The organism is Sphingomonas phyllosphaerae 5.2 (assembly GCF_000419605.1).
Taxonomy (GTDB): Bacteria; Pseudomonadota; Alphaproteobacteria; order Sphingomonadales; family Sphingomonadaceae; genus Sphingomonas; species Sphingomonas phyllosphaerae_B.
The window spans coordinates 190,001-212,713 of the sequence record NZ_ATTI01000001.1 but is presented as its reverse complement, the minus strand read 5'-3'; the positions used below and the strand labels follow the sequence as shown (position 1 = coordinate 212,713).

At 66.2% G+C, this 22,713-nt stretch carries 16 protein-coding genes, 1 tRNA gene, 2 rRNA genes and 3 pseudogenes (1 of these 22 running past the window's edge); 11 read left to right on the top strand and 11 right to left on the bottom strand.

Translation table 11 applies throughout. The annotated features are described in order from the left end of the window. Positions 1 to 30 precede the first annotated feature (30 nt). Together SPHPHY_RS0101105 and SPHPHY_RS0101100 are read right to left on the bottom strand one after the other, a co-directional pair. Positions 31 to 330: a UBP-type zinc finger domain-containing protein gene (locus tag SPHPHY_RS0101105; protein WP_022684871.1), complete on the bottom strand. Its 300-nt coding sequence runs from the start codon at positions 328 to 330 to the stop codon at positions 31 to 33. Further along, the gene (locus SPHPHY_RS0101100; RefSeq protein ID WP_022684870.1) at positions 327 to 1,967 is read right to left on the bottom strand and encodes an FAD-dependent oxidoreductase; all 1,641 of its coding nucleotides are present in this window, start codon (positions 1,965 to 1,967) and stop codon (positions 327 to 329) included. The genes SPHPHY_RS0101105 and SPHPHY_RS0101100 overlap by 4 nt, the downstream gene beginning before the upstream one ends. 190 nt (positions 1,968 to 2,157) lie before the next feature. Between SPHPHY_RS0101100 and SPHPHY_RS21625 the strand changes: the two genes are divergently transcribed. The 7 genes and pseudogenes from SPHPHY_RS21625 to SPHPHY_RS0101070 all read left to right on the top strand — a co-directional run bounded on the left by SPHPHY_RS21625 (position 2,158) and on the right by SPHPHY_RS0101070 (position 6,466). Continuing rightward, positions 2,158 to 2,307, top strand: a complete 150-nt coding sequence (locus SPHPHY_RS21625) for a hypothetical protein (protein WP_022684869.1) — start codon at positions 2,158 to 2,160, stop codon at positions 2,305 to 2,307. Between the two features lie 6 nt (positions 2,308 to 2,313). Beyond that, positions 2,314 to 2,436, top strand: a pseudogene (locus SPHPHY_RS22730) (histidine kinase dimerization/phosphoacceptor domain -containing protein); the annotation flags it as partial. A gap of 30 nt (positions 2,437 to 2,466) precedes the next feature. Then, the gene (locus tag SPHPHY_RS20775) at positions 2,467 to 2,790 is read left to right on the top strand and encodes an ATP-binding protein (RefSeq protein ID WP_022684868.1); all 324 of its coding nucleotides are present in this window, start codon (positions 2,467 to 2,469) and stop codon (positions 2,788 to 2,790) included. A 96-nt stretch (positions 2,791 to 2,886) separates the two neighbouring features. Further along, on the top strand, positions 2,887 to 4,410 hold the full coding sequence (locus tag SPHPHY_RS18765) for a sensor histidine kinase (RefSeq protein ID WP_022684867.1): 1,524 nt from the start codon (positions 2,887 to 2,889) through the stop codon (positions 4,408 to 4,410). Beyond that, positions 4,407 to 5,072 (top strand): response regulator transcription factor, encoded by a 666-nt coding sequence (locus SPHPHY_RS0101080; RefSeq protein ID WP_022684866.1) that lies wholly within the window; start codon positions 4,407 to 4,409, stop codon positions 5,070 to 5,072. Before SPHPHY_RS18765 ends, SPHPHY_RS0101080 begins: the two co-directional genes overlap by 4 nt. 87 nt (positions 5,073 to 5,159) lie before the next feature. After that, positions 5,160 to 5,507 carry a response regulator transcription factor gene (locus tag SPHPHY_RS0101075; protein WP_196802092.1) on the top strand — a complete coding sequence of 116 codons (348 nt, stop codon included), beginning with the start codon at positions 5,160 to 5,162 and terminating at the stop codon, positions 5,505 to 5,507. A gap of 305 nt (positions 5,508 to 5,812) precedes the next feature. Then, on the top strand, positions 5,813 to 6,466 hold the full coding sequence (locus tag SPHPHY_RS0101070) for an FABP family protein (protein WP_022684865.1): 654 nt from the start codon (positions 5,813 to 5,815) through the stop codon (positions 6,464 to 6,466). Between the two features lie 47 nt (positions 6,467 to 6,513). On the opposite strand, the gene SPHPHY_RS0101065 is transcribed toward SPHPHY_RS0101070, so the two are convergent. Together SPHPHY_RS0101065 and SPHPHY_RS0101060 are read right to left on the bottom strand one after the other, a co-directional pair. Then, positions 6,514 to 7,614 (bottom strand): FAD-dependent monooxygenase, encoded by a 1,101-nt coding sequence (locus SPHPHY_RS0101065; protein WP_022684864.1) that lies wholly within the window; start codon positions 7,612 to 7,614, stop codon positions 6,514 to 6,516. 3 nt (positions 7,615 to 7,617) lie between these two features. Next, positions 7,618 to 8,808, bottom strand: coding sequence for an MFS transporter (locus tag SPHPHY_RS0101060; RefSeq protein WP_022684863.1), 1,191 nt, complete (start codon positions 8,806 to 8,808; stop codon positions 7,618 to 7,620). 15 nt (positions 8,809 to 8,823) lie between these two features. Between SPHPHY_RS0101060 and SPHPHY_RS0101055 the strand changes: the two genes are divergently transcribed. Continuing rightward, a complete protein-coding gene (locus SPHPHY_RS0101055; protein ID WP_231370318.1) occupies positions 8,824 to 9,783 on the top strand; it encodes a LysR family transcriptional regulator in 960 nt (319 codons plus the stop codon). A 160-nt stretch (positions 9,784 to 9,943) separates the two neighbouring features. On the opposite strand, the gene SPHPHY_RS0101050 is transcribed toward SPHPHY_RS0101055, so the two are convergent. From SPHPHY_RS0101050 to SPHPHY_RS0101035, 4 genes are read right to left on the bottom strand one after another with little or no spacing between them, the layout of a single operon-like run. Further along, positions 9,944 to 12,721: a TonB-dependent receptor gene (locus SPHPHY_RS0101050; protein WP_081645185.1), complete on the bottom strand. Its 2,778-nt coding sequence runs from the start codon at positions 12,719 to 12,721 to the stop codon at positions 9,944 to 9,946. Positions 12,722 to 12,769: 48 nt separating this feature from the next. Further along, positions 12,770 to 15,388 (bottom strand): cellulosome enzyme, encoded by a 2,619-nt coding sequence (locus SPHPHY_RS0101045; RefSeq protein WP_022684860.1) that lies wholly within the window; start codon positions 15,386 to 15,388, stop codon positions 12,770 to 12,772. Between the two features lie 35 nt (positions 15,389 to 15,423). Then, entirely contained in the window at positions 15,424 to 16,812 is a 1,389-nt protein-coding gene (locus tag SPHPHY_RS0101040; RefSeq protein ID WP_022684859.1) for an MFS transporter, read from the bottom strand. Further along, positions 16,809 to 18,857 (bottom strand): TIM-barrel domain-containing protein, encoded by a 2,049-nt coding sequence (locus SPHPHY_RS0101035; protein WP_022684858.1) that lies wholly within the window; start codon positions 18,855 to 18,857, stop codon positions 16,809 to 16,811. Before SPHPHY_RS0101035 ends, SPHPHY_RS0101040 begins: the two co-directional genes overlap by 4 nt. A gap of 114 nt (positions 18,858 to 18,971) precedes the next feature. Here SPHPHY_RS0101035 and SPHPHY_RS22725 point away from each other — a divergent pair. The 3 genes and pseudogenes from SPHPHY_RS22725 to SPHPHY_RS21120 all read left to right on the top strand — a co-directional run. Next, positions 18,972 to 19,100, top strand: a pseudogene (locus tag SPHPHY_RS22725) (LacI family DNA-binding transcriptional regulator); the annotation flags it as partial. 108 nt (positions 19,101 to 19,208) lie between these two features. Next, complete coding sequence (locus tag SPHPHY_RS0101030) at positions 19,209 to 20,006, top strand: substrate-binding domain-containing protein (RefSeq protein ID WP_231370316.1); 798 nt, start codon at positions 19,209 to 19,211, stop codon at positions 20,004 to 20,006. Between the two features lie 79 nt (positions 20,007 to 20,085). Then, positions 20,086 to 21,031: pseudogene (locus tag SPHPHY_RS21120) on the top strand (IS630 family transposase). A 429-nt stretch (positions 21,032 to 21,460) separates the two neighbouring features. Here the strand turns inward: SPHPHY_RS21120 and SPHPHY_RS0101020 are convergent. The 3 genes from SPHPHY_RS0101020 to SPHPHY_RS0101010 form a co-directional block, all read right to left on the bottom strand. Further along, a tRNA-Met gene (locus SPHPHY_RS0101020) sits at positions 21,461 to 21,537 on the bottom strand. 50 nt (positions 21,538 to 21,587) lie between these two features. Further along, positions 21,588 to 21,702, bottom strand: a 5S ribosomal RNA gene (gene rrf / locus SPHPHY_RS0101015). Between the two features lie 122 nt (positions 21,703 to 21,824). Further along, positions 21,825 to 22,713 (bottom strand): 23S ribosomal RNA (locus tag SPHPHY_RS0101010) (it continues 1,892 nt past the right edge of the window).

Genomic DNA, 22,713 nt, shown 5'->3' with positions numbered 1-22,713 from the left:
ACGGAAAAGTCGGCTGAATCTCGGTTGGCGCTAGTAGAAGCGCGGGATCGGCCCGATCTGCGGCGTCTGGTCCGGCAGTTCCACCTCGATATCGTCGATGTAGCACCAGCCCCAGCCTTCGGGCGGGTCATACCCCTCGATGATCGGATGGCGGGTCGCGTTGAAATGCGCGCGTGCGTGACGATGCGGCGACTGGTCGCAGCAGCCGACATGGCCGCATTCGCGGCACAACCGCAGATGCACCCATTCGCTGCCGATCTTCAGGCATTCCTCGCAGCCCTTCGCACTTGGTGTCACCTCATGGATCGTGGCCGTATGCGTGCAGGTCATCGCTGGGTCTCCTTGGCTGATTGTGCGGCGAACATGCTGTGGATCTGGGCGACGACCGCGGCGCCTTCGCCGACGGCCGCGGCGACGCGCTTCGTGGAGCCGGCACGCACGTCACCGATCGCGAACACGCCGCGGCGGCTCGTTTCGAGTGGCAGGCCGCCATCGCCGGTGACGATGAAGCCCTTGCCATCCGTCGCTACGCATTCCTGTGCCCAATCGGCGTTCGGGTCGGCGCCGATGAACAGGAACATGTGCCGCACCTCGCGGCGCGTGAGTGCGCCGCTGCGGCGGTCGCGGAATGTCGCAGCCGCCAGACCCGTCTCCCGATCGCCCTCCAGACCCGCCACCTCGCTGCCGATGTGCATCTCCACGTTCGGTAGCGCGGCGATGCGATCGATGAGGTAGCGCGACATGGTGGCCGCGAGCTCGCGACGCACGACGAGGTGCAGCTTGCGGACCTGCGGCGCGAGGAAGACGACGGCCTGTCCGGCGGAATTGCCGCCGCCGACCAGCACCACCTCCTCGCCGGCACACAACCGTGCCTCGATCGCCGAGACCCAGTAGGAGATGCCCGCACCCTCGAACGTGGCGAGGTTCGGCACGTCAGGGCGGCGATATCGCGCGCCGGAGGCGATCACGACCGCGCGTGCCTTCACGCGGCGCTCGTCGGCGCAGAACAGGCTCAGTTCCGGCGCATCGCAGACGAGTCGTTCCACGGAGACCGGGATCGCGACCTCTGCCCCGAACTTCAGCGCCTGATTGAACGCGCGACCGGCGAGCGCCTGACCGGAGATCCCGGTCGGAAAGCCGAGGTAATTCTCGATCCGCGCCGAGGCCCCGGCCTGTCCACCCATCGCCCTCGAATCCAGAACGATGACCGACAATCCCTCGGATGCCGCATAGACGGCGGTCGCCAGGCCGGCCGGGCCGGCGCCGACGATCGCGACGTCGAACAGACGATCCGGATCGATGTCGGGAACGACGCCGAGGCACGCAGCGAGTTCTTCGACGCCGGGCCGCTTCAGCACCGATCCCGTCGGACACACCACCAGCGGCAGCTCTTCGGGCAGCACGCCGGTACGCTCGACCAGCGCCCGACCTTCTTCGTCGGACCGGACGTCGAGCACGAGGTTGGGCAAACCGCTGCGGCCAAGGAAGTCCTGCAGCCGCACCATGTCGGGGCTGCCGGGCGTGCCGATCAGGATCGTGCCGGCGCCGCCCTCTTCGATCAGGCCGACGCGGCGCAGGATCAGCGCCCGCATGACGATTTCCCCGACATCCGCCGATCCGACCATCAGCGCGCGCAGGTGCGCGGGGTCCAGCGGCAAAGCGGTACAGCCCTCCGGCCCGGCCCGACCGGCCGCGATCGACGGACGCCCCGCCAGCTGATTCACCTCACCGGAGAATTGGCCGGGATGATGGGTGGTGATCGCCGCCTCGCGGCTCAGTCCGTCGCGGCGCACGACCTCGATCGCGCCGCCGATCACCAGCCACGCCGGCGCGCCATGCTCCCCGATCGCAAAGATCGTCTCGCCCGGGCCGAATCGTCGCTCGGGTCCGCTGGCGAAACGGCGCGCGGTATCGATCTGCGCCGGGGTCAGAACAGGAAAGCGCTGGTGCTCACGCGTGTCGATCATGCTCTTCGCCCTTCATGCCGGCTGTCGCCGCGTCTCTCGAGGGGGACCATCTCGCGTCTATCGCGATGGCGCCATCATACGCAGGTTTCGATCGGCCTCGCTGCCACGTAAACCTGCGTATGATGGCGCACATCAGCCGCGGTCCGCCAGATGACACCATCGAACACCGCTGAATCTGGCTGGGATGTGCATGATGATCGCAGGTTTGTCGCCTACGCCGAACTTCGCAACACCGGGGGCGGCGCCACCAAGCGGCGCGGATGAAGCGAACCATCGTATCGCCAATCAGCTCCAGCTGATCACGGCGCTGATCGCGGTCGAGGCGCGGGGTGCCTCGTAAGAGACGCTGGCGGCGCTGGAGCGGACGCGCGAACGCATCGTCGCGATCGGCGCTGTCCACCGCCATCTTTATGCCAGCGACGGGGGCGCGATCGATCTGGGCGCGTATCTCGAGGAACTGGGCGAGCGACTGTCGCGCAGCTGCGGACCGGGCCGGTCGGTGATCGTCGATGCCGCGGCGGTTCCCGCCACCGGCGCCGTCGCGACCGCGATCGGCATGCTCGCGACCGAGCTGGTGACGAACGCCTGCAAGCACGCGTACCGCGCTGGCGAGCCGGGCGCGATCGTGATGTCCCTGCGGCGGCGTGCGGATGGCAGATACCGGTTCATGGTCGAGGACCGCGGGCATGCGTCCGAGACCCCGAGCAGCGGCACAGGGCTTGGCAGCCGGCTGATCCATGCCACGGCCGCGAAGCTCGGCGCGACCGTGAGGTGGGAGGCCGCATGCCCGGGAACGCGGTTCGTGATGGACGTACTCATCTGACCGACGTGAGAAAATAGAGTAGAGTTGCAGTTCGTTGCGCGATCGGCCAGCTTCGTTTCGGGGTGGCGATCCTTTCGATCGCTGCGGGAGGCGGCAATGGAAGGTGACAGCGAGGTGCGGCGGTGGATCGCCGCCGGCCGGATCGGGATGGCCGCGCTGCTTGCCCTCGGCATCTTTGCGCTCGACGTGCTCAGCCCGCTGCAAGGCGCGGTCGCCGTGCTCTACACGATCGTCGTCCTCGTCGTGGCACGCGAACAACGGCGATCGGCCGTGCATGTGGCCGGCTCGGTTTGCGCCGCGTTGGCTATCGTCGGCTATTGGATCAGCCACGGCGCCGACGGCATCGGTTCGCCGACGATGCGACTGGCCGTCAGCCTGATCGCGATCGCGACCACCGCGCTGCTGTGCGCGCGCCAGATCACCGTGGCGGCGGACCGGCAGCGCGCCGATCAACGCTATGGCATGATCTTCAACGCGGCCGGCTTTCCGATCTGGGAATCCGACTGGTCGGCAGCCTACGCGATGCTCCACGCCGGCGAGGCGCTGAACCTCGACCTGGTGCAGCGCGCCGCCGGGCGGACCCATATCCGCGACGCGAACCAGGAAGTGGCGCGCCTGTTCGGCTATGCGGATCGATCCGCGCTGATCGGCGGCAACATCATCGCGCACCACACCGCCGCAGCACAGACGGCGCAGGTCCGCATCTTCGAACGGTTGCTGCGCGGCGAGATGCCGGTCGAGGAAGAGGCGCAATTCCGCACTACCTCGGGAACGGTGATCGACGTCGTCCTGCGGGTGACGCTGCCGCCCGACCATCACGGATGGCAACATGTGCTGATCACCGCGCTGGACGTGACGCAACGCAACCGCGCGCAGGCACGGCTCGCGGAGTCACAGGCGGAGTTGACGCACATGGCGCGCGTGACGACGCTCGGACAGCTTGCCGCGTCGATCGCGCACGAGGTGAACCAGCCGCTGTCGGCGATCATCACCTATGCGAGCTCGGGACGGCGGTGGCTGGCACGCGCGGCACCGGAGGCGGCGGAAGTCGCCGACTGCCTGGATCATATCGCGTCGAACGGGCGGCGAGCGGCGGACGTGATCGCCCGCATCCGCGACCTCGCGCGCAAAGCCGATCCCGAGCACGACGCGGTCGCGATCGGATCGCTGGTCACCGATACCGCCGCGATCCTCGACCGCGAACTGGGCGCGAACGGAGTGACGCTGCGGATGACCATCGCGGAGGATCTTCCGGCGGTGAGCGGCGACCGCGTGCAACTGCAACAGGTGCTGATGAACCTGTTGATCAACGCGCAACAGGCCATGGCCGGCACCCCCGCCGATCGCCGCACGCTGTGCATCGATGGCGCCCGCGATGGGGCCTATGTCGCCGTCGACGTCAGCGACTGCGGGAGCGGGATCGCGGACGCCGATCCCGAGAACCTGTTCCGCCCCTTCTTCACCACCAAGCAGGAGGGGATGGGCATGGGCCTGTCGATCTGCCGCTCGATCATCGAACAGCATGGCGGCACGCTGACCGCGGCCGGCAATGCGAATGGCGGCGCGACGTTCAGCTTCCGGTTGCCAATCGTCGACGAGCGCGAAAGGGTGGCGGCATGACGGATGCGACGCCGGGCGAGATGGCACCGGACTGTATCTGCGTCATCGACGACGACCCGGAAGTCCGCAGCTCGATCGGCAGCCTGCTGCGCTCGATCGGGTACGATGTCCGGCTTTTCGATGGTCCGGGGACATTCCTGTCGGTCGCGCCACCGACGGTTCCCGCCTGCCTGATCCTGGACATCCGCTTGGCTGGCGAAAACGGCCTCGACGTTCAGGAGCGGCTGGCGGACCATGGCATCCACCTTCCCGTCGTGCTGATCACCGGCCACGGCGACATACCGATGACGGTGCGCGGCATGCGCGCCGGTGCGATCGACGTGTTGCCCAAGCCGTTCGAGGACGAACAGCTGCTGGCGGCGGTGGCGACCGCGCTGGATGCCGACCGCGCGCGGCTGGCCGAGGCTGCCGGGATCGCCGACCTGAAAGCCTGCTACGAGCGGCTGACCCCGCGGGAACGGGACGTCATGGCGTTGGTGGTGACCGGCCTGATGAACAAGCAGGTCGCCGCCAAGCTTTCGCTGAGCGAGATCACGGTCAAGATCCATCGCGGCAACATGATGCGCAAGATGGAAGCGCAGTCGCTGGCCGATCTGGTGCGCATGGCCGAGCAGCTCGGCGTCCGCGACGCGACCATCCACCGCTTTAATATCTCCGTATGATGGCAAGGTGACGCCGAACCGCCCAATGAGGGTGCGACGGGCGCGTTCGGCCCGGGTCCGGAGTATGCCTTGCCCCATTCCCAGCTTGTGGCCATCGTCGATGACGATCCGGGCGTCCGCGGCAGCATCGTCAGCCTGCTCGGCTCCGCAGGGCTGACCGGCATCGCATTTGCGGATGGCGGCGCGCTGCTCGACAGCCGGCAGTTGGAGACGTTCGCCTGCATCGTCACCGATGTCCATATGGAGGGCGTCGACGGCCGCGCATTGCAACTCGAGCTGAAGCGTCGCGGGTGCTCGCATCCGCTCATCGCGATGACCGCCTTCCCCACGTCCGCCACCCGCGACCAGATGCTGGCGAACGGTGCACGTGCCTTCCTGACCAAGCCGATCGATCCCGACACGTTGCTCGAGGCGATCGAGGACGCCATCGGCTGAGCGCGGGCGGCGGCGCTCCCTCTCAGATGTGCCGCGCCCTCGCCGGCCTTCGCGCTGGAAGCACGTAGCCCGGGAAGTAACGGCATTCCGTGCCCGGCCCTCACTCCGCGAAAAGGTGAGCGCGCCCGCTGCCGACGGCTTGGCGTTCCACGAAACGCGGCGCTGCCCCGGCCGACCCGGCGCGACGCTCATCGTTGCGGCTCGAAACCTACGTATGGCTGCCTGTTCCGGGGCGCGGGCGTACGGTCCTTCGTACGCCGTCGATACCGGCGTCGCCTGCTTCACCTCCCAGCCGGAGATCCGCCATGACCCCGAAGCCGCACGACATCTTTACCGAACCGACCGACGTCGACCCCGACACGCTGGCGAACCTGGGTCCGCTTCGCCGCCTTGCCGGTCGCTGGCGCGCACGCAAGGGCGTCGATCTCGCGCCGAAGCCGGACGGGCCGGAGCGCCGCGTCTTTATCGAGAACATCGATTTCCAGGCGATCGACCCGCAGGCGAATGGGCCACAGCTCTTTTACGGCCTGCGCTACCACCTCCACATCACGACCGAGGAGGAAGACATCACCTTTCACGAACAGGTCGGCTACTGGCTGTGGGAACCCGCCACCGGACTCGTCATGCAGACGCTGGCGATCCCCCGCGGACAGGTCGCGCTCGCGTCCGGGCGGGTCGCGCCGGATGCGGACGAGATCGTGGTGACGGCGACGCGCGGCGAAACCGGCTACGGCATCTGCTCGACGCAGTTCCTGGAGCAATCTTTCCGGACCGAGAGCTATCGCATCGCTATCACCTTCAACCCCGACGGCACGTGGAGCTACGTCACCGATACCGAGCTGATGGTCGAGGGGCGCGACGCGCCGTTCGCGCATCAGGACCGCAACACGCTGCACCGCATCGGCGATGCGCGCCCCAATCCGTGGGCTGCGATCCTCGCCAGGCGCCGGGCAGACTGATCGATATGGCCCGGCACGTTCCCGCGGCGGGAACGTGCCGAGCGGGCCTAGCCGAGCGAGGCGCCCAGGCGTCGGCCATAGTCCACGATGGCGTGACCCGTCCGCAACCGTACGGCTTCGAACGCGCGTCGCGCCTCGGGCGTCCATCCCAGATCCACGGCCCGGGCGAGCGCCATCGCGTCACCGGCTGCCTTGGCGACGCCCATCGCGGTATGTGGACGCGCCACGAAGGCCGCATCGCCGATCAGCGCGAGCCGCCCCTCGACCATCCGCGCGATCTCCATGTCGAAGATCGCCTGCACGAACGGCTGCGACTCCGCCGCGAACACGGTCGCGAATGGCCGCGGCAGCACTGCACGTGCCGATGCGATCACCTCCTGCACGGCATCGGCGCGCACGGCACCGGGCGGCAGCGAATAGGGGTGAACGCGGCCGTCCCGATCAGTCAGCGTCGCCGCGAGATCGGGCGTGGTGCGATACCAGACGGCATTGTAGCGCCGCTGCCCCGGTGTCAGCTCTCCGTTCGCGCCGGTGACGGTATAGCCGAGCGCCTGACCGCCGGGCAGGTGGAAGAAGGCGAAGCGGTCCGACAGCACATCCGCCGCCGACACCGGCAACAACCGTTCCGGTACGAGCGCCCGCCACGCCACATAGCCGGTATAGCGCGGGCCGGGGGCGTCGGGCATCATCGATCGACGGACCGCCGAACCGATGCCGTCCGCACCGATGACGAGATCGGCACGGATACGTTCGCCATGGTCGAGCTCCAGCCACGCGCCGGCGGCGTCCTGCCCTGCGCCGATCGCGCCGCGCCCGAGATGATAGGCCTCGTCCGGGATCTGCATCCGGGTCGCCACATAGAGGTGATCCCAGGATATCTGCATCTGCGGCGGTCCCCCGGCCGCTGCGATCGTCCCATCCGAGGCGAGCGTGATCCGTTCCTTCGCGACCACGCCCAGCTGCGCAACCTCGTCCCGTCCGATCTCGTGCAGAAGGTCGAACACCTCCTGCTGGGCGACCAGCCCCGCGCCGCGTCCTTCGAGACCGGCGTGCGACCGTTCGTAGACGTGGACGTCATGCCCCGCCTTACGCAGCAGCGCCGCGGCGAACAGTCCGGCCATCGATCCGCCGGCGATCACAACCCGCATGGCTCAGCGCTCCCGCTTCGAATGGACGAGCTGGATCAGCACGCCGGCTGCGGACAGGACGATGCCGAGCATGACGACCGCGCTCCAGCCGGCGGCGTTCCACGCGAAGGTCGCGCCGGCGGAGCCCGCCGCACCACCCAGGAACATCGCGCCCATGAAGATGGTGTTCAGCCGCGCCCGCGCCTCGGGGCGCAGCGCGTAGACGACATGCTGGTTGGAGACGAGCGCGCTCTGCACGCCGAAGTCGAGCAGGATGACGCCGACGACGAGGCCCGCGATCGACCCGAGGACACCGAATACCAGCCAGGCGAACAGCGTCAGCGCCGCACCGAGCAGGATGACGAGTTGCGGCCCGCGCCTGTCGGCGATCCGGCCTGCCACTGGCGCGGCGAGGACGCCGACGGCACCGACGATGCCGAACAGCCCGGCGACGTCTGCACCGAGCGAGAAGCGTGGTTCCTGCAGGTGCAATGCGAGGATCGTCCAGAACGCGCTGAAGCCGGCGAACAGCAACGCCTGCGTGATCGCCGCGGTGCGCAAGGCGGCGAACCCGGACCAGAGACCGCCGAGCGACCGGAGCAGCGAGCCGTAGCTGTGCGTCGTGTCCGGTGCGCTGCGCGGCAGCACCGCCGCCATCACTGCACCGGCGCCGACCGCCAGCGGCACGCCAAGCCAGAACATCTCGCGCCACCCGGCATGCGTGGCGACGAAGCCGGCGAGTGTCCGGCTGAGCAGGATGCCGCACAGCAGCCCGGCCATCACCGTGCCGACCGTCGCCCCGCGCCGCTCCGGCGTCGCCAGATGCGCCGCGAGCGGCACGATCTGCTGCGCGACGGTCGCGAGGATACCCACGAGCAGCGAGGCAAGGATCACCAGCGCTGCGCCGGGCGCCATCGCCGCAATGGTCAGCGCGAGCGCAAGTCCCCCGAACTGCAGGACGATCAGGCGCTTGCGCTCGACCAGATCGCCCAGCGGCACCAGCAGGAAGAGCCCCGCCGCATAGCCGAGCTGCGTCGCGGTCGGCACGAAGCTGGTGGCGGTGCCGGGCAGGTCCTGCTCCATGATCCCCAGCATCGGCTGATTATAATAGATGTTGGCGACGGCGACCCCGGCGGCGACCGCCATCGAGAAGTTCAGCCCGGAACGGAGCCGTGGCCTCGGTCCCGTCTCGGCGGCGTGTGCGGTGGGTGTCATACGGACCTCCTGGGTATGCAGCGATCTGCCCCCATCTGGACCCTGTCGCCGCGAAGCATAAGTAGCGCCATTCGATCAGCCGGCTTATCATACGAAGATATGCTGGAGCTGGCCGACATCGCCGTCCTGATCGAAGCCGTGCAGCAGGGGAGCCTGTCGGCGGCCGGGCGTCGGTTGGGGTTGACGCCATTGGTCGCGTCGCGCCGGCTCGCGGCGCTCGAAGCCGAAGTGGGTGCCCGGCTGGTGCATCGAACGACGCGATCACTTTCGCTGACGCCGGAAGGCGAGGCGTTCCTGCCCCATGCAGAGGCGATCCTCGCCCATGCCGAGGACGCGCGCGCCGCCGTTGCCGGCGACGACGAAGGCGCAGGCGGGCTGCTGCGGGTTGCGGCCTCGGTTCCGTTCGGCCGCAAGGTCGTGACGCCGATGCTCGTGCGCTTCCTCGCCGCCCACCCGCGGGTCAAGGTCGAGCTGCTGCTCAGCGATGCGGTGGTGGATATCGCTGCGCAGGGTGTCGACGTCGCGATCCGCTTCGGGGAATTGCGCGACAGCACCCTGGTCGCGCGCCGACTGGCCGACAACGCGCGCGGCCTATACGCCGCACCCGCCTATCTCGCGCGGCGGGGCACCCCCACCACGGTGTCCGGGTTGCGCGATCATGAATGCCTTGCCGTTCCCGCCGCCCGGCACTGGACGCTGGAACGATCGGGAAAAACCATTCGACAGGCGATCACCGGGCGCTTCTCCGCGGACAGCATGGAGGCACTGCACGAAGCGAGCATCCTCGGGCTCGGCATCGTGCAACTGTCGGAATGGAACGTGCGCGAAGACCTCGTCTCCGGGAGGCTACAGGAGATCAGCCTGAGCGACGGCATCGTACCGGATCAGGGCATATGGGCGGTGCTGCCGACACGGCGGCTCATCCCGCGAAAGGTGCGCCTGTTTCTTGACGCGCTCACCGAGCATCTATCGTGATCCCGGCGATCCGGATCATGCGATCGGACGGTTCGCCCTGCACTTCGATCCCTCGATCCCTGTGATATGCCGCGGACAGTTGTGGCGCCCAGCCGACGAGCCGAAGCAACCGCTTCGGCTCGCCAGCCATACCGATGTAGCGCCCGCTCGTCTTCGCGCCCTAGAAGCGGAAGCGAACTCCTGCCGAGAGCAGGCTGGCTTCCCAACGCACGTCGCGCGGGTAGCGCGCGTCCTTGACGTAGCTGTGGTAGGGTGTGCGCAGAAGGTTCGTTGCGTCCACGGTCAGCGTGATGTTGTCGTTGAGATTGTAGCTTGCCGACAGATCCAGCCGCCCGACGGCGTCCGAATAGACGGTCGTGAACACGCCCGGCGCACCGAAGCCGTCCACGTTGGCGCTGCGGTAATTGTAAGCGAGCCGCACGCTGCTCGGGCCGAGTTCATATAGCCCGATCACGTTGAAGCTGTACTTCGACACCCCGGGCAAGGTGTTGCGACCACCCGCGAAATTCTCCGCCGCCGGGACCACCTGCTCCCCGTCGATATAGGTGAAATTGGCCTGCGCACCGAACCCGCGCAACGCACCCGGCAGGAAATCGAAGAAGGTAGTCGCGGCAGCTTCGATGCCCTTGATGTTACCGGACGCCGAGTTCGTCGGACGGTAGACGAGGATGTCGCCGAACGGCGCGACCGTCACCTTGCTGGGCAGCGAATTGATGAAGCCCTCGATCTTCCGATAGAAGCCTGCGACCGTCACCGATCCGGTGCGCGAGAAGTAATATTCCAGCGAGGCGTCGTAATTGTCGGAACGGATCGGCTGCAGTTCCGGATTGCCGCCGTTCCCGGTGAACGAGATGTTTCCGCCGATCGTCCCCTGCTGGATGGTGAGCGTCGGATTGATCTGGTTGAAGCCGGGCCGGGTCAGCGCTTCGGTGCGCGACAGACGCAGCTTCAGGCGATCGGTGAAGTGCAGCTGCGCACTGATGTTCGGCAGCACGTCGACATATTGCGTCGACGACGCGATCGGTACCAACTGTGTCTGGTTCGTGCCGGGGATCGGCAACGAATTGGTGCCGTCCAGCCGATTGCGCGTGATCACCATCCGTGTCCCGATCACCCCGTCGACCGGTATGCCGATATCGAAGGCGTAATCGACCTGCGCATAACCGCTGAACACCTGCTCCCGCGCGGCGAACGCGGATAGCGGATTGAGCATCGGCCGTTCGGACTCCCATGCTTCCCGCGCCCCTGCACCCGCATTGCTGCGGAGCAGCGCGTCGCGGATGTAGCCGCGCACGTCGTCCAGCCTGTCGTTGAGTATGTTCGAGTTCGGCGCGAACCACGACCGGAACTTCTGCGCGTCGTCGCCATGGAAACCGGGCTCGATGATCCCGCCTTCGGACACACCGGGCACGCGCGAGATCGGATCACGCAATCCCGCCAGCCTGGCGTCGCGATCACCGTACGTGGAGGAGGCGTTGCGGTTGGCGTAGCGCAGGCCGAACTTGAAGCGCGGAAACAGCGACGATCCCGTCTCCAGGTCCATGTTGCCCGTCCACTGCCACTGGTCGCCGGTCGAACGATTCCGGTTTTCGTAGAAGCCGCGCATGAGGTAGCTGGCGGGATCGGCGAAATCGACGCCGCTCGGAACGAAGTCGACGCCGCGATCGGCGTTCAGGCGAACCGCGATCGACAGCGGATTGGCCAATTGCGTCTCGAACCGGAAGAACGTGTTGTCGACGATCGACTTCGTATAGGCCAGATCGGTCGTGAAGACCGCATTGCCCAGCTCCCAGCGCGCACCCAACGCGCCCTGGAACGTATCTGTCCGCCCGCGTCCGCCTTCCTTGGTGGGACCGTTGACGATGCCCAGGTCCATGTCGAAAGACTGGAGGGTGGTGCCGTCGCCGGTCAGTACCGCATTACGGACGGCCGGCGGCGTGCTGCCCGTGGTGCTGGCCTGGATGGGTAGGCCGAAGAAGTCGTTGTTGTTCTTGTTCCGGTAGGCCTGCCACAGACCGTCGGCATAGATCATCAGGTTATCGGCCGGCTGCCATTGCAGCGATCCGTTGACCGATGGGCGCTGCCGGTTACCGCGTGCGTAGAACAGGCCGATGTCCTGCGGGAACGTGAAGTTGCGACCGACCGAGGCCGGCAGCACCGCCTGCGCAGCCGGCACATTGTCCTGGAAGCCCTGATAGCGGATCGAATTGAGGTAGCGGGTCTGCGTGAAGGACACGTTGAGCAAGGCGCCGATCTCGCCGATACCGGTCTGCCAACGATCGCTGACGAGCAGGCTGCCGATCGGGTCGAGCTTGCGACTTTCGGTATTGTAGACGCCGCGCGCGGCACCGGCGAGCTGAAAACCCTTGAAGTCGAACGGGCGGCGCAGGCCGACATCGATCAACCCGGCAATCCCGCCCTCGAGATTCTGTGCGGTGACCGCCTTGAAGACATCGACCCGCGCCACCGCCTGCGCGGGAAAGTCCTGGATCGCCACCGAACGACCGTCGGCCGTGAAGATCTCGCGACCGTTCACGGTCGTCTGCACGTTCGGCAGGCCGCGGATGAGCACACCGTTCGCCTCGTCGGTGTAGCGGGTGACCTGGACGCCGGTGATGCGGGCGATCGCCTCCGAAGCGTTGTTGTCGGGGAACTTGCCGATGTCCTCGGCGACCAGCGCGTCGACGATGGCGTCGGAATTGCGCTTGATGTTCTGCGCGCTGCCCAGGCTTTGCCGGATACCGGTGACGACGATGTCGCCGGTTGCGGACGCAGGCGGCGCCGTCGCGTCATCGCCGGACGGCGGCGTGCGGCCCGGCTCCCCGGCGATCGCTCCGTCCTGTACCGGTGCGGTTTGCGCGGCGGCAGCGGCCGCGCCGATCGTCATCGCCAGGGCGGCGCTGGACATCAGTAGCCGTACGGTCGTCTTCATGGTCATGATCGTCCCTCCTTTTTGTCGTTTCTGTTTTCACCGTGATCGTTGTCGTCACGGCATCGGCGTAATCGTGATCCGGTCGATGTCGGGAGCGAAGCGCGAGCGCAGCAGCACGTCCGGCCAGACCCGCGACGCATAGGTCTTGCCGTCCCAGTTCGGATGTTCCTCGCCCGCGACGCGGATCGTGTTGGTGCCGGCGCGCAACGTCACGGGCACCGTCATCTCCCACCAATTGTTGCGGTGAAAGCTGTTGGGGAAGGTCGCCAGCACGGGCGCCGCGCCGTTGACGGAGATGCGTGCGATCCGCGCCAGCGGATCGGGATTGTAATGCGTCGCCTTCGATTGCTCGTCGTTTGCGAAGCGCACCGTCAACGCATAGCTGCCGGCGCGCGCGACCCGCACGTCGGGGAAGGTCAACGTGTTGCCGTTGCCCGGCGCGCCCCCGATGTCGACCACGGCCTTCCCGCCGCTGGCCAGCGATGCCGCGGCGATGCGCGCGGTACCGGCGAGTTGCGCGGCTTCCGCTTCGTAGCTGCGCGCTGCGCTGCCCGGCACCTCGCCGGTGCGCAATCCGCGCAGCCGCGTGCCCGCGCCGCCGACCACCACCACCTTGTTGATCCCGCCCAGCAGGAACGCCTCGTCGCCCGGTACCGCACGCCCGTTGACCTTCAGCGTCGCACGCCCGCCAGCCAGCTGCGGGGTGAGCCGCATCGGGCCATCGCTGCGCGCATAGACCCAGAAGGTCGCCTGCGCGCCCGATGGCAGCGACACGGCGTCCCCGCCCGGTGCGGCGCCCGTCAGCATCGCGTCGCGTACGTCGTAGTCTCGCGTCGCGCCGCCGCGCGCGGCCTCGCTCAGCGTGATCCGGTCGACCAGCGCATTGCCCTGCGTCCGGCCTCGCCCATCCTGGTTGCGCGTCGCCAGCGTCAGGACGTGCCGCCCCTTCGCCAGCGTCACCACCGTATCGGCGTGATCCAGCACGGATGGCTTGTAGCCGAGCGGCAGGTACAGTTCGCCGGCATCCTTGCCGTCGACCAGAAGGAAAACGTTGGTCGGCCCCTGTGCGGTCGCCAGCGGATCCTTGTTGAAGGTGCTGGCGAGCACGCGCAGGTCGTAGCGGCCGTCCCGTGGCACCTCGACCGCGAAGTCCAGCGCCGCCTCGACACCCGTCGTGAATCCCTCGATCGAATAGCCGCCGGACGTGTGGAAGCGCGCGACGTCCTTCGGGGAGCCTTCCGGTCCGCGCCGCTTCAGTCCGCTGCCGCGACGCGTCGCCGCTTCGGCCTCGTAATCCTGCCGCCAGGGTACGAACGGCGACGGCGGGGCGGCGGTGCCGGCAGTGACGACCAGCTCATAGGCCGATTCTTCGCGCAGCTCCGGCAGCCCGTCGCGACCGAACGCCACGCTGATCGTGTCGCCTTCCACCCGAACCAGCCGGTCGGCGATCACGGCAGGTGGCGCGGAATCACCGAGCTGCCCGCTCCAGCCGATCTCGCGGACGCGCACCCGTGCATTGGCGCCGAATGATGACGGCATCTTGGTCATCTCGACGGTGGCGGCCCCGCTCTTACCGCCCAGCAGCAAGCGCGCCTCGCGCCGCGCCGGATCAAGGGAGGCGACGCCCTGCAGTGTATAGCTTTCGTCCCGGTGTGGCGGCGTCACGTCCAGCGTGTGCCCGCTCATCGTCGCATAGGCGTTGAGCAGCCACCATTGCCCGTTGCCGCGGTTCGCCTGCACGGCACTGTCGCTCAGGTTACCGTCGATGTTCCAATAGGCGATGTCGGCGTCGACCTTCGCATCCTCGATCGCGGCGATCCACTGGATCATCTGGCCGGGAACCGACGTGTGATAGTTATATGCGTATTCGTTGATGTTGATCGGCAGGTGGCGTCCCTGCCACTTCGTCGCCGCGAACAGCGTATCCTCCCATGCGCGATACCGGCGGACACTCGTACGCACGGCGGCGGGATTGCTCAGTTCGTGCCACGTGACGATGTCCGGTACGGTATCCGCGGCGATCGCATGGCGCATGAAGCCCTCGACCTCATCGAACAGGATGCTGGTGTTCGGCCCCGCGATCCGCGTTCCCGGCATCGCCTGCCGTAACGCGCGCACCGCGCGGTCCCAGGCATTGAAGAACACCTTGGGCTCCTTGAGCCAGCTGACGCCCGTACAGCTCTTGGCATCGGTGCCGAACATGTTGCCGTCGGGCTCGTTGAACGGCACGAACACGATGCGTTCACGATAGCGCGCCGGCATGCTGCGAAGCTGTTCGGCCTGACGGCGCAGGACGGCGATATAGTTGGTTACGGATTGCGCGCAGTCGCCGTTCTTCCAGCGGTAGGGAAATTCACGGAAGATATCGCTCATGTAGATGTAGGTGTCGCCACCCGAGGCATCGGTGAGCAGCGTCGATACTTCGAGCGCGTCGGCGCCCGGGTGCTGCGGTCCGTCCTGCGCTTTCGTCGACACGGTACGCAGGTCGATGCCCTCGATCAGATTGGGGTGCGGCAGGCGCGCGTCGTACAGGCCGTAGAGCGTCCCGGACGCCCCGCCATGGAACGCGCCCGTATCGCTGCTCATGTCGACGGTCAGCGTCTCGGCGGCGCCACGTGCCAGCGCGGGCGCAGCGGCGGTGGCGAGCAGGCCGGCAAGGAAGAGGTGGCGCATCGTGCGAGATCCTGACGGAGACAAGAAGGACATGGTCATGCGGCGCGCGCGGCGTTCATGCGGGCGATGGTGGGGCCGTCCAGGACCAGCCGGCTGACGAGGAAGGCCAGCAACAGGTGCATCAGCCCCGGGATGACGGTCGACAGCGCGCGGATGCCGGCAAGCGACAGCGGCGTCTGGTTGCCAACCCCCGCCTTGTACGACACCAGCACCAGCACCCCGCTGATGAGCGCGCCAGCGACTGCCCAGGCAAGCTTCACGAAGAACTGGTTGAAGGCGAAGCTCATCCCCGAGGAACGCATCCCCAGCTTCCACTCGCCATATTGATCGGCCAGCTGGATCAACGTGAAGTGCAGCGGCAGCGTGCAGCCGAGCACCACGCAACACAGCCCGACCAGCACCAGCCACAAGGTCGAGTAATCGCCCGGGACGAAAAAGGCCGCGAAATGCCCGGCGACCAGGATCAGGTTCACCCAGATATAGATCGTCCGCACATCGTAGCGACGGGTGAAAAAGGTAACGACGATCGAGCCGACGAACCCGCCGATCGTGGCGATCCCGAAGAAGAAGGCCTGATAGGTCGTCCCGCCGTTGAGGACGTAGGTGATGAAGTACAGCGCCGCGCCGCCCTTGGTGTTGAAGATCGCGATCAACATCAGCGTCATGCCGAAGGTGATGCGCAGCTGGTCGTTACGCAGCGTGTTGGCGATGGCGGTACGCAGCGGCGGCGTCTCGGAGGCGGCGAAGTCCACACGCTCACGCACGAACAGGAAGCAGATCAGGAACATCACGACGGCGGCGATGCTCAGGATCGCCACGCCGTCGCGGTAACCGCGTGCCAGATCGCCGCCGCCCAGTTCGCGAACCATGATCGGCAGCCCGACCGACACGCCGAACGAGGCGACCGCCACCATCGCGAACCGCACCGACTGGCACGCCACGCCCTCGGTTGCGCTGTCCGTCATGCGGGTGATGAGCGCGCAGTAAGGGACGTTGTTGAGCGAGTAGGACAAAGCGAGGAGGAAGTAGGTGATCGCGGCATAGGCAACCTTCCCGTCCCGTCCGAGGTCGGGCGACTGGAAGGTCAGGAAGCAACAGAACCCGACCGGTATCGCGGTCCACAACAGGTACGGGCGGAACTGTCCCCAGCGCGTCTTGGTCCGGTCGGCCGCGACCCCGATCAGCGGATCGGAGATAGCATCGAAGATGCGCAACGACAGGAACAGGATGCCGACCACGCCGGGCGCGATCCCGAAGATGTCGGTGTAATAGAAGGTCAGGAAGTTGGCGATCAGGCCGGTGATGACGGTGCCGCCTGCATCGCCAAAGCCATAAGCGATCTTTTCCGCGAATGGCACGCGACCCGCCGCGGTCGACCCGGGCGCGAGCGGCGCAGCATCGCCCTGCTTTGCAAGCGTCGTCATGCCGCGTCGTCCGCAAACGCGCCTGCGACCACGGCACCGGCACGAACGAACACCGGCATCCGCTCGATCGGCGCCGCGCCGGTGATCGTGGCGCCACCGGTCACCTGCGCCCCGGTCCATGCGTCGATCCACTCGCCGGCCGGCAGCCAGACGTCGCGCGCGGTGAGCCCGGCCGCAATGATCGGAGCGATCAGCAAATCGGGACCGAACATATATTGGTCATCGACGTCCCAGCTGCGCGGGTCGCCCGGATAGTCGTAGAACATCGGCCGCATCGGCGGATCGCCCGCTTCGTGCGCAGTCCGCATCAGCCCCGCGACATACGGCCGCAACCGTTCACGCAAGGCCGCGAAACGACGCAGGATCGCGAACACGTCCTCGCCGAAGCTCCACAATTCGTTGCCTGCGCCGGTGTCGCATTGCGCCACGCCATCGCGGAACGGCTCGGCCGGCGGAGTGATGGGATCGCGGTGGCCGTGCATCCGCAGCACCGGCGTGAACACCGCCCACTGGAACCATCGGATCATCAGCTCGTGGAACGCCGCGTCCGCAACGTCACCCCCGTGGAAGCCGCCGATGTCGGTCGTCCACCACGGTATCCCCGCCATCGCCATGTTCAGTCCCGCGCTCAACTGGTTGCGCATCGCGGTGAACGAGCTGTGGATGTCCCCCGACCACACCAGCGCGCCATAACGCTGGCTGCCGGCCCAGGCACAGCGGACCAGGCTGACGATCTCCCGTTCGCCATCGGCTTGCAGGCCGTCGTAGACCGCCTGCGTATAATGGAGCGGATAGGCGTTGCCCACCGCCAGCACCTCGCCGGCGTGGTAACGGTAGTTGTCGAAATCGTACTTGCCATATTCCGGCTCGGCCTCATCGAGCCAGAACAGCCGGACGCCATGATCACGGTAATTGCGCTTGAGCATCTGCCACAGGAAATCGCGGGCACCAGGGTGCGTCACGTCGATGAAACGCGTGTTGCCCAGGAACTCCTGCTGCACGTCGACGCCACGATGGGCGCGCACCAGGTAACCCTTCTCGACCAACGCCGGGTAATTTTCCGAGCGTGCATCGACGGTGGGCCATACCGACACCAGCAATTCGGTGCCCATCGCCTTCAACTCGGCACACATCGCGGCAGGATCGGGCCACTCGCGCGCGTCGAAGCGCCAGTCGCCCTGCACCGGCCAGTGAAAGAAGTCGGCGACGATCACTGCCAGCGGGATACCACGCGCGTGATAGTCGCGTGCGACCGAAAGCAACTCGTCCTGCGTGCGGTAGCGCAGCTTGCTTTGCCACAAGCCCAACGCATAATCCGGCATCATCGGCGCAGTACCGGTGACCTGCGCATAGTTGCGAACGATCTGTGCCGGCGTCTCCGCCGCGGTTATCCAATAGTCGATCTCGTGCGCGGCTCGCGACGTCCACACGGCGCCGTTCGCGGCGAAACACGCCTCACCGACCGCCGGACTGTTCCATAAGAAGCCATAACCGTGGCTGGAAACGACGAACGGCACGCTCGCCTGCGAATTGCGCTGCGCAAGTTCGAGGACGCAGCCGGCGAGGTCGAGGTTCGGTTGCTGGTATTGGCCCATTCCATACAACCGCTCGTGCTGCCTGGCTTCGAACCGCACCGTGATCCGCGCCGCGCCGCCAGGCAGCGGCTCGAATTCGCGGCCTGACAATCCGAGCGCGCTGATCGTGTCCACGGCCTCGCTGCCGACGGTCCAGAACTTGGCGACCGTGTCGCGCTGCCGCCACTTCTCTTCCAGCAGGACGCGGCCATCGTCATCGAGGAAGCGCAAGCGACCTTGCAGATCGATCTCGCCAACGATCCGACCATTGCTGATCCGCGCTACGGCGCCATCACGCGTGACGGTCGCATCCGTCGCAGCAATGTCGAGCAGTGCGCCCCGCGCAGGCGCGCGCTGAGCATAGGTGGACGCCCGGACCCGCAGCCCATCGGGGCCGTGCGCCTCGATCCGGACCCAGTTGCCATCATATGCCCAGGCAATGGCGCGCGTTTCCAGTGCTAGCGTATCCACGCGTGTCCTCTCCCCGGCTCGATCTTAGCTGACCGTAAACGTTTTCGGCTTGTCCATGATGAGCGCTTTCGTGTCAAGCCTTGCGCTCGGCAGGAGCACTCCGCATCACGCGCTATGGATATCCGGTCTCTTGCGGCGCACCTCGGCCTATCGATCGGCACAGTGTCGCGGGCGCTGAACGATCGAAAAGACGTCAGCCCCGTTACGCGCCAGCGCGTGCTGGAGGCGGCATCGACGCTCGGTTACACACCGAACCAATCCGGCCGTACGCTGCGGATCGGGCGCACCGCGACCGTCGGGTTCATGCTAACGCTGGAACATGACAGCGCGCTGCACGGCGACCCGTTCTTCATGGCGCTGCTGGAAGGCGTGCAGGCCGGCCTGTTCGAACATGGCCTCGATCTAGTCATCCTGCTCGCGCGCAAAGGCGAGGATGGGGAGACCTTTCTGCGCCGCCACATCGCTCGCGGGACGGTGGATGGCTGGCTCCTTTCCGGGACGCAGCACGAGGACGCCCGGATCGCGTTGCTGCTGGAACGAAAAATTCCCTTCGTCGCGCTCGGCCGGACGGCGTCCGCCAGCGACTATGCATGGATCGACCTCGATTTCGAGGGATTGGTCGCGCAGGCCATGGCGTTGCTGATCGCCGACGACCACCGTCGCATCGGGCTGGTCGCGCCGCCCGCCACGATCAACAACAGCCATGTCGTGATAGCGGCGTACCGCGCGGCGCTCGCCGGCGCCGGGCTCACCGTGGATGAGGGTCTGATCCATCGCGGCGACTCCGACGAACACGACGGGGAGGCGGCGACGCGCCAGCTGATGTCGCTGGATCGGCCGCCAACAGCGCTTCTCCTGATGGGGGAGACAGCGCCGGTCGGCGCGTATCGCGCGCTACGAAGCCTGGGGCGCGAGCCCGGCCGCGATATTGCCGTGATCGGACTGCGCGACAACCCGACGTGTCGGGCGCTGTCGCCCGACCTGACGTGCTTCACGCTGGATCTGAACGCCCTTGGCCTGATGCTGGCGCAGCAGCTGGTCGCGATCCTCGGGCACGAGGACGGGGATATGCCTTCTCCGTTGCAACATCGCTGGCCGATGGAGCTCAGGGCGCGAGAGAGCCATCATGTGCTCGCACCGCGGGCTTAGTAGAAGCGTTGAGGCTGAGTATGACTTGCGGGATTCACGCGGGGTCTGATTTGTGATCCACCGTCGGCGGAGGTGGATCGTGGGCAAGGCGCATTCTGGCGATCTTCGGGCGCGGGTTTATGGCGAGATTGCCGGTGGCGGCTCGCGGCGTGCAGCGGCACGGCGTCCCGGGACCAGCGCGAGCACGGGCGTACGGCTGGCGCAGCGGATGGCGGTGACAGGCCCGCTGGCCCGGGCGCGGCAACGTCGTCCGGCTGGTGGGGGCAAGCTGGCGGCGCACGGGGCGTCCCGATCCGTTGGCTCGAGACAGGGTGACATCACGATGCCCGAATCGGCAGCGCGATTGGTGAGCGAGCTTGGGCGGTGGCGCCTCCGGCATCGCGGTCGCGGTTCCGGCGAACGATCGGCTATACCGTCACAAAAACGCTGATGGCCGACGAGATCGGTCGCGAGGGCGTGGCCTTGGCACGCCGGACGTGGCGTAGCGGTCGCCAGCCGCGGATGCGGCAGGAGCCGCACCGGCTGGTGTTCATCGACGAGACCGGCACCACGACGAAAATGTCCCGGCTGCGCAGTCGGGCACGACGCAGGCAGCGCTACCGAGCACGCCCGCCGTTCAACCATTGGGGCACGCAGACGTTCGTCACGCCCTGCACCACGACGGCCTGACTGCACCGTGGATCATCGATCGGCCCACGAGCCGTGAGATCTTCGAAATCTGGGTCGAAACCAACTCGCGCCCACGCTCGATCCCGGCGATGTCGTCATCCTCGACAATCTGCCCAGCCATAAAAGCGAGAAGGCCAAGGCAACCCTCAATCAACGAGGGGCCTGGTTTCTGTGCCGCCCCACTCCCCTGACCTCAATCCGATCGAAATGACCCGCGCCAAGCTAAAGGCCCATCTCAGGCATATCGGCGCGCGAACCATCGACGACCTCTGGAAGGCTATCGGCAGCACCTGCAACTCTACTCTCCAGACGAGTGCTGGAAACACTTCCATGCGGTCGGTTATGCACCGTATTGAACGCTCGATGCTCTAGCCCAAGTGCTTATGCTTCGAACGTATCGGGTGGATGCGGGCTCAAGTCTCTTACGTAGGTACGTTTGTATTGGAGCGCTTCTGTATGATCGGTCTCCCGCCATCGTCACGCTGCCATGGAGTTGGGTGCACAGGACTTGACACCCGCGTCACAACGAGTGGAGTTTCCGCGCAGTACCCTTGTTTGTCCGCACGGGCGATCTCCGCGTTCGGCGCGCCATGACCTTCGACGATCACGCGGTTGCGAAGGGACACGATCTGCGCGGCGGCGTATCGACGAGGTTGGTGCTCGGCCGTCGTCGGGCGGTAGGATTGTACGCGCGATCTATTGGATTGTGGCGTTCGCAGAGGAAGCGTTTGCGCCGAACGCACAAAAGCCCCAGGCCGCGAGGCTTGGGGCTTTTGTGATAGCGTTGGTTGCGGGGACAGGATTTGAACCTGTGACCTTCAGGTTATGAGCCTGACGAGCTACCGGGCTGCTCCACCCCGCGCCGGGTGTTTTGGAGATTGTGATGGGTTCTTTGCGTGTGCTGGCTTCAATGCCTGGCGGCGACCTACTCTTCCATCGCTTGAGCGATAGTACCATTGGCGCGGTCGGGTTTCACGTCCGAGTTCGGGATGGGATCGGGTGGGACACCGACGCTATGGCCACCAGGCAATGGGGCCAGCATACGGGGGTTTTCCCTGGTTGTTGAGGCCAGGGAGGTTCAAAATCGATGCACATTATGATTTGTCTGGAAGTCACCCACATCCAACGTTGATGTTGGGGGTGTGTGCTCTCAAGCGCGAATAGGACGATTAGTATCGGTTAGCTTCACGCGTTACCGCGCTTCCACATCCGATCTATCAAGGTCGTGGTCTCCGACCGTCCTGAGAAATCTTATCTCGAGGGAGGCTTCCCGCTTAGATGCTTTCAGCGGTTATCCCGTCCGTACATAGCTACCCTGCTGCGCCGTTGGCACGACGACAGGTACACCAGAGGTACGTTCAACCCGGTCCTCTCGTACTAGGGTCAACTCCTCTCAAATTTCGACGCCCACGGCAGATAGGGACCAAACTGTCTCGCGACGTTCTGAACCCAGCTCACGTACCACTTTAATTGGCGAACAGCCAAACCCTTGGGACCTGCTCCAGCCCCAGGATGTGATGAGCCGACATCGAGGTGCCAAACAACCCCGTCGATATGAGCTCTTGGGGGTTATCAGCCTGTTATCCCCGGCGTACCTTTTATCCGTTGAGCGATGGCCCTTCCACGAGGGACCACCGGATCACTATGACCGACTTTCGTCTCTGCTCGACTTGTCAGTCTCGCAGTCAGGCGGGCTTATGCCATTGCACTCTAACAGCCGGTTTCCAACCGGCCTGAGCCCACCTTCGCGCGCCTCCGTTACTCTTTAGGAGGCGACCGCCCCAGTCAAACTACCCGCCACAGAGGGTCCCTGTACCGGTTTCACGGTACGAGGTTAGACAATAGACAACAACAGGGTGGTATTTCACCTTTGGCTCCACACCGGCTGGCGCCGATGCTTCAAAGCCTCCCACCTATGCTACACAGTTCTTGTCCACTGCCACTCTGAAGCTGCAGTAAAGGTGCACGGGGTCTTTCCGTCTAACCGCGGGTACTCCGCATCTTCACGGAGAATTCAATTTCGCTGAGCATGTCCTGG

Excerpts from the sequence above, each read along its gene's own strand:
- SPHPHY_RS0101105 (WP_022684871.1), bottom strand. The coding sequence starts at position 330 with ATGACCTGCACGCATACGGCCACGATCCATGAGGTGACACCAAGTGCG.
- SPHPHY_RS0101100 (WP_022684870.1), bottom strand. The coding sequence starts at position 1,967 with ATGATCGACACGCGTGAGCACCAGCGCTTTCCTGTTCTGACCCCGGCG.
- SPHPHY_RS21625 (WP_022684869.1), top strand. The coding sequence starts at position 2,158 with ATGATGATCGCAGGTTTGTCGCCTACGCCGAACTTCGCAACACCGGGG.
- SPHPHY_RS18765 (WP_022684867.1), top strand. The coding sequence starts at position 2,887 with ATGGAAGGTGACAGCGAGGTGCGGCGGTGGATCGCCGCCGGCCGGATC.
- SPHPHY_RS0101080 (WP_022684866.1), top strand. The coding sequence starts at position 4,407 with ATGACGGATGCGACGCCGGGCGAGATGGCACCGGACTGTATCTGCGTC.
- SPHPHY_RS0101070 (WP_022684865.1), top strand. The coding sequence starts at position 5,813 with ATGACCCCGAAGCCGCACGACATCTTTACCGAACCGACCGACGTCGAC.
- SPHPHY_RS0101065 (WP_022684864.1), bottom strand. The coding sequence starts at position 7,614 with ATGCGGGTTGTGATCGCCGGCGGATCGATGGCCGGACTGTTCGCCGCG.
- SPHPHY_RS0101060 (WP_022684863.1), bottom strand. The coding sequence starts at position 8,808 with ATGACACCCACCGCACACGCCGCCGAGACGGGACCGAGGCCACGGCTC.
- SPHPHY_RS0101055 (WP_231370318.1), top strand. The coding sequence starts at position 8,824 with ATGCAGCGATCTGCCCCCATCTGGACCCTGTCGCCGCGAAGCATAAGT.
- SPHPHY_RS0101050 (WP_081645185.1), bottom strand. The coding sequence starts at position 12,721 with ATGACCATGAAGACGACCGTACGGCTACTGATGTCCAGCGCCGCCCTG.
- SPHPHY_RS0101045 (WP_022684860.1), bottom strand. The coding sequence starts at position 15,388 with ATGCGCCACCTCTTCCTTGCCGGCCTGCTCGCCACCGCCGCTGCGCCC.
- SPHPHY_RS0101040 (WP_022684859.1), bottom strand. The coding sequence starts at position 16,812 with ATGACGACGCTTGCAAAGCAGGGCGATGCTGCGCCGCTCGCGCCCGGG.
- SPHPHY_RS0101030 (WP_231370316.1), top strand. The coding sequence starts at position 19,209 with ATGGCGCTGCTGGAAGGCGTGCAGGCCGGCCTGTTCGAACATGGCCTC.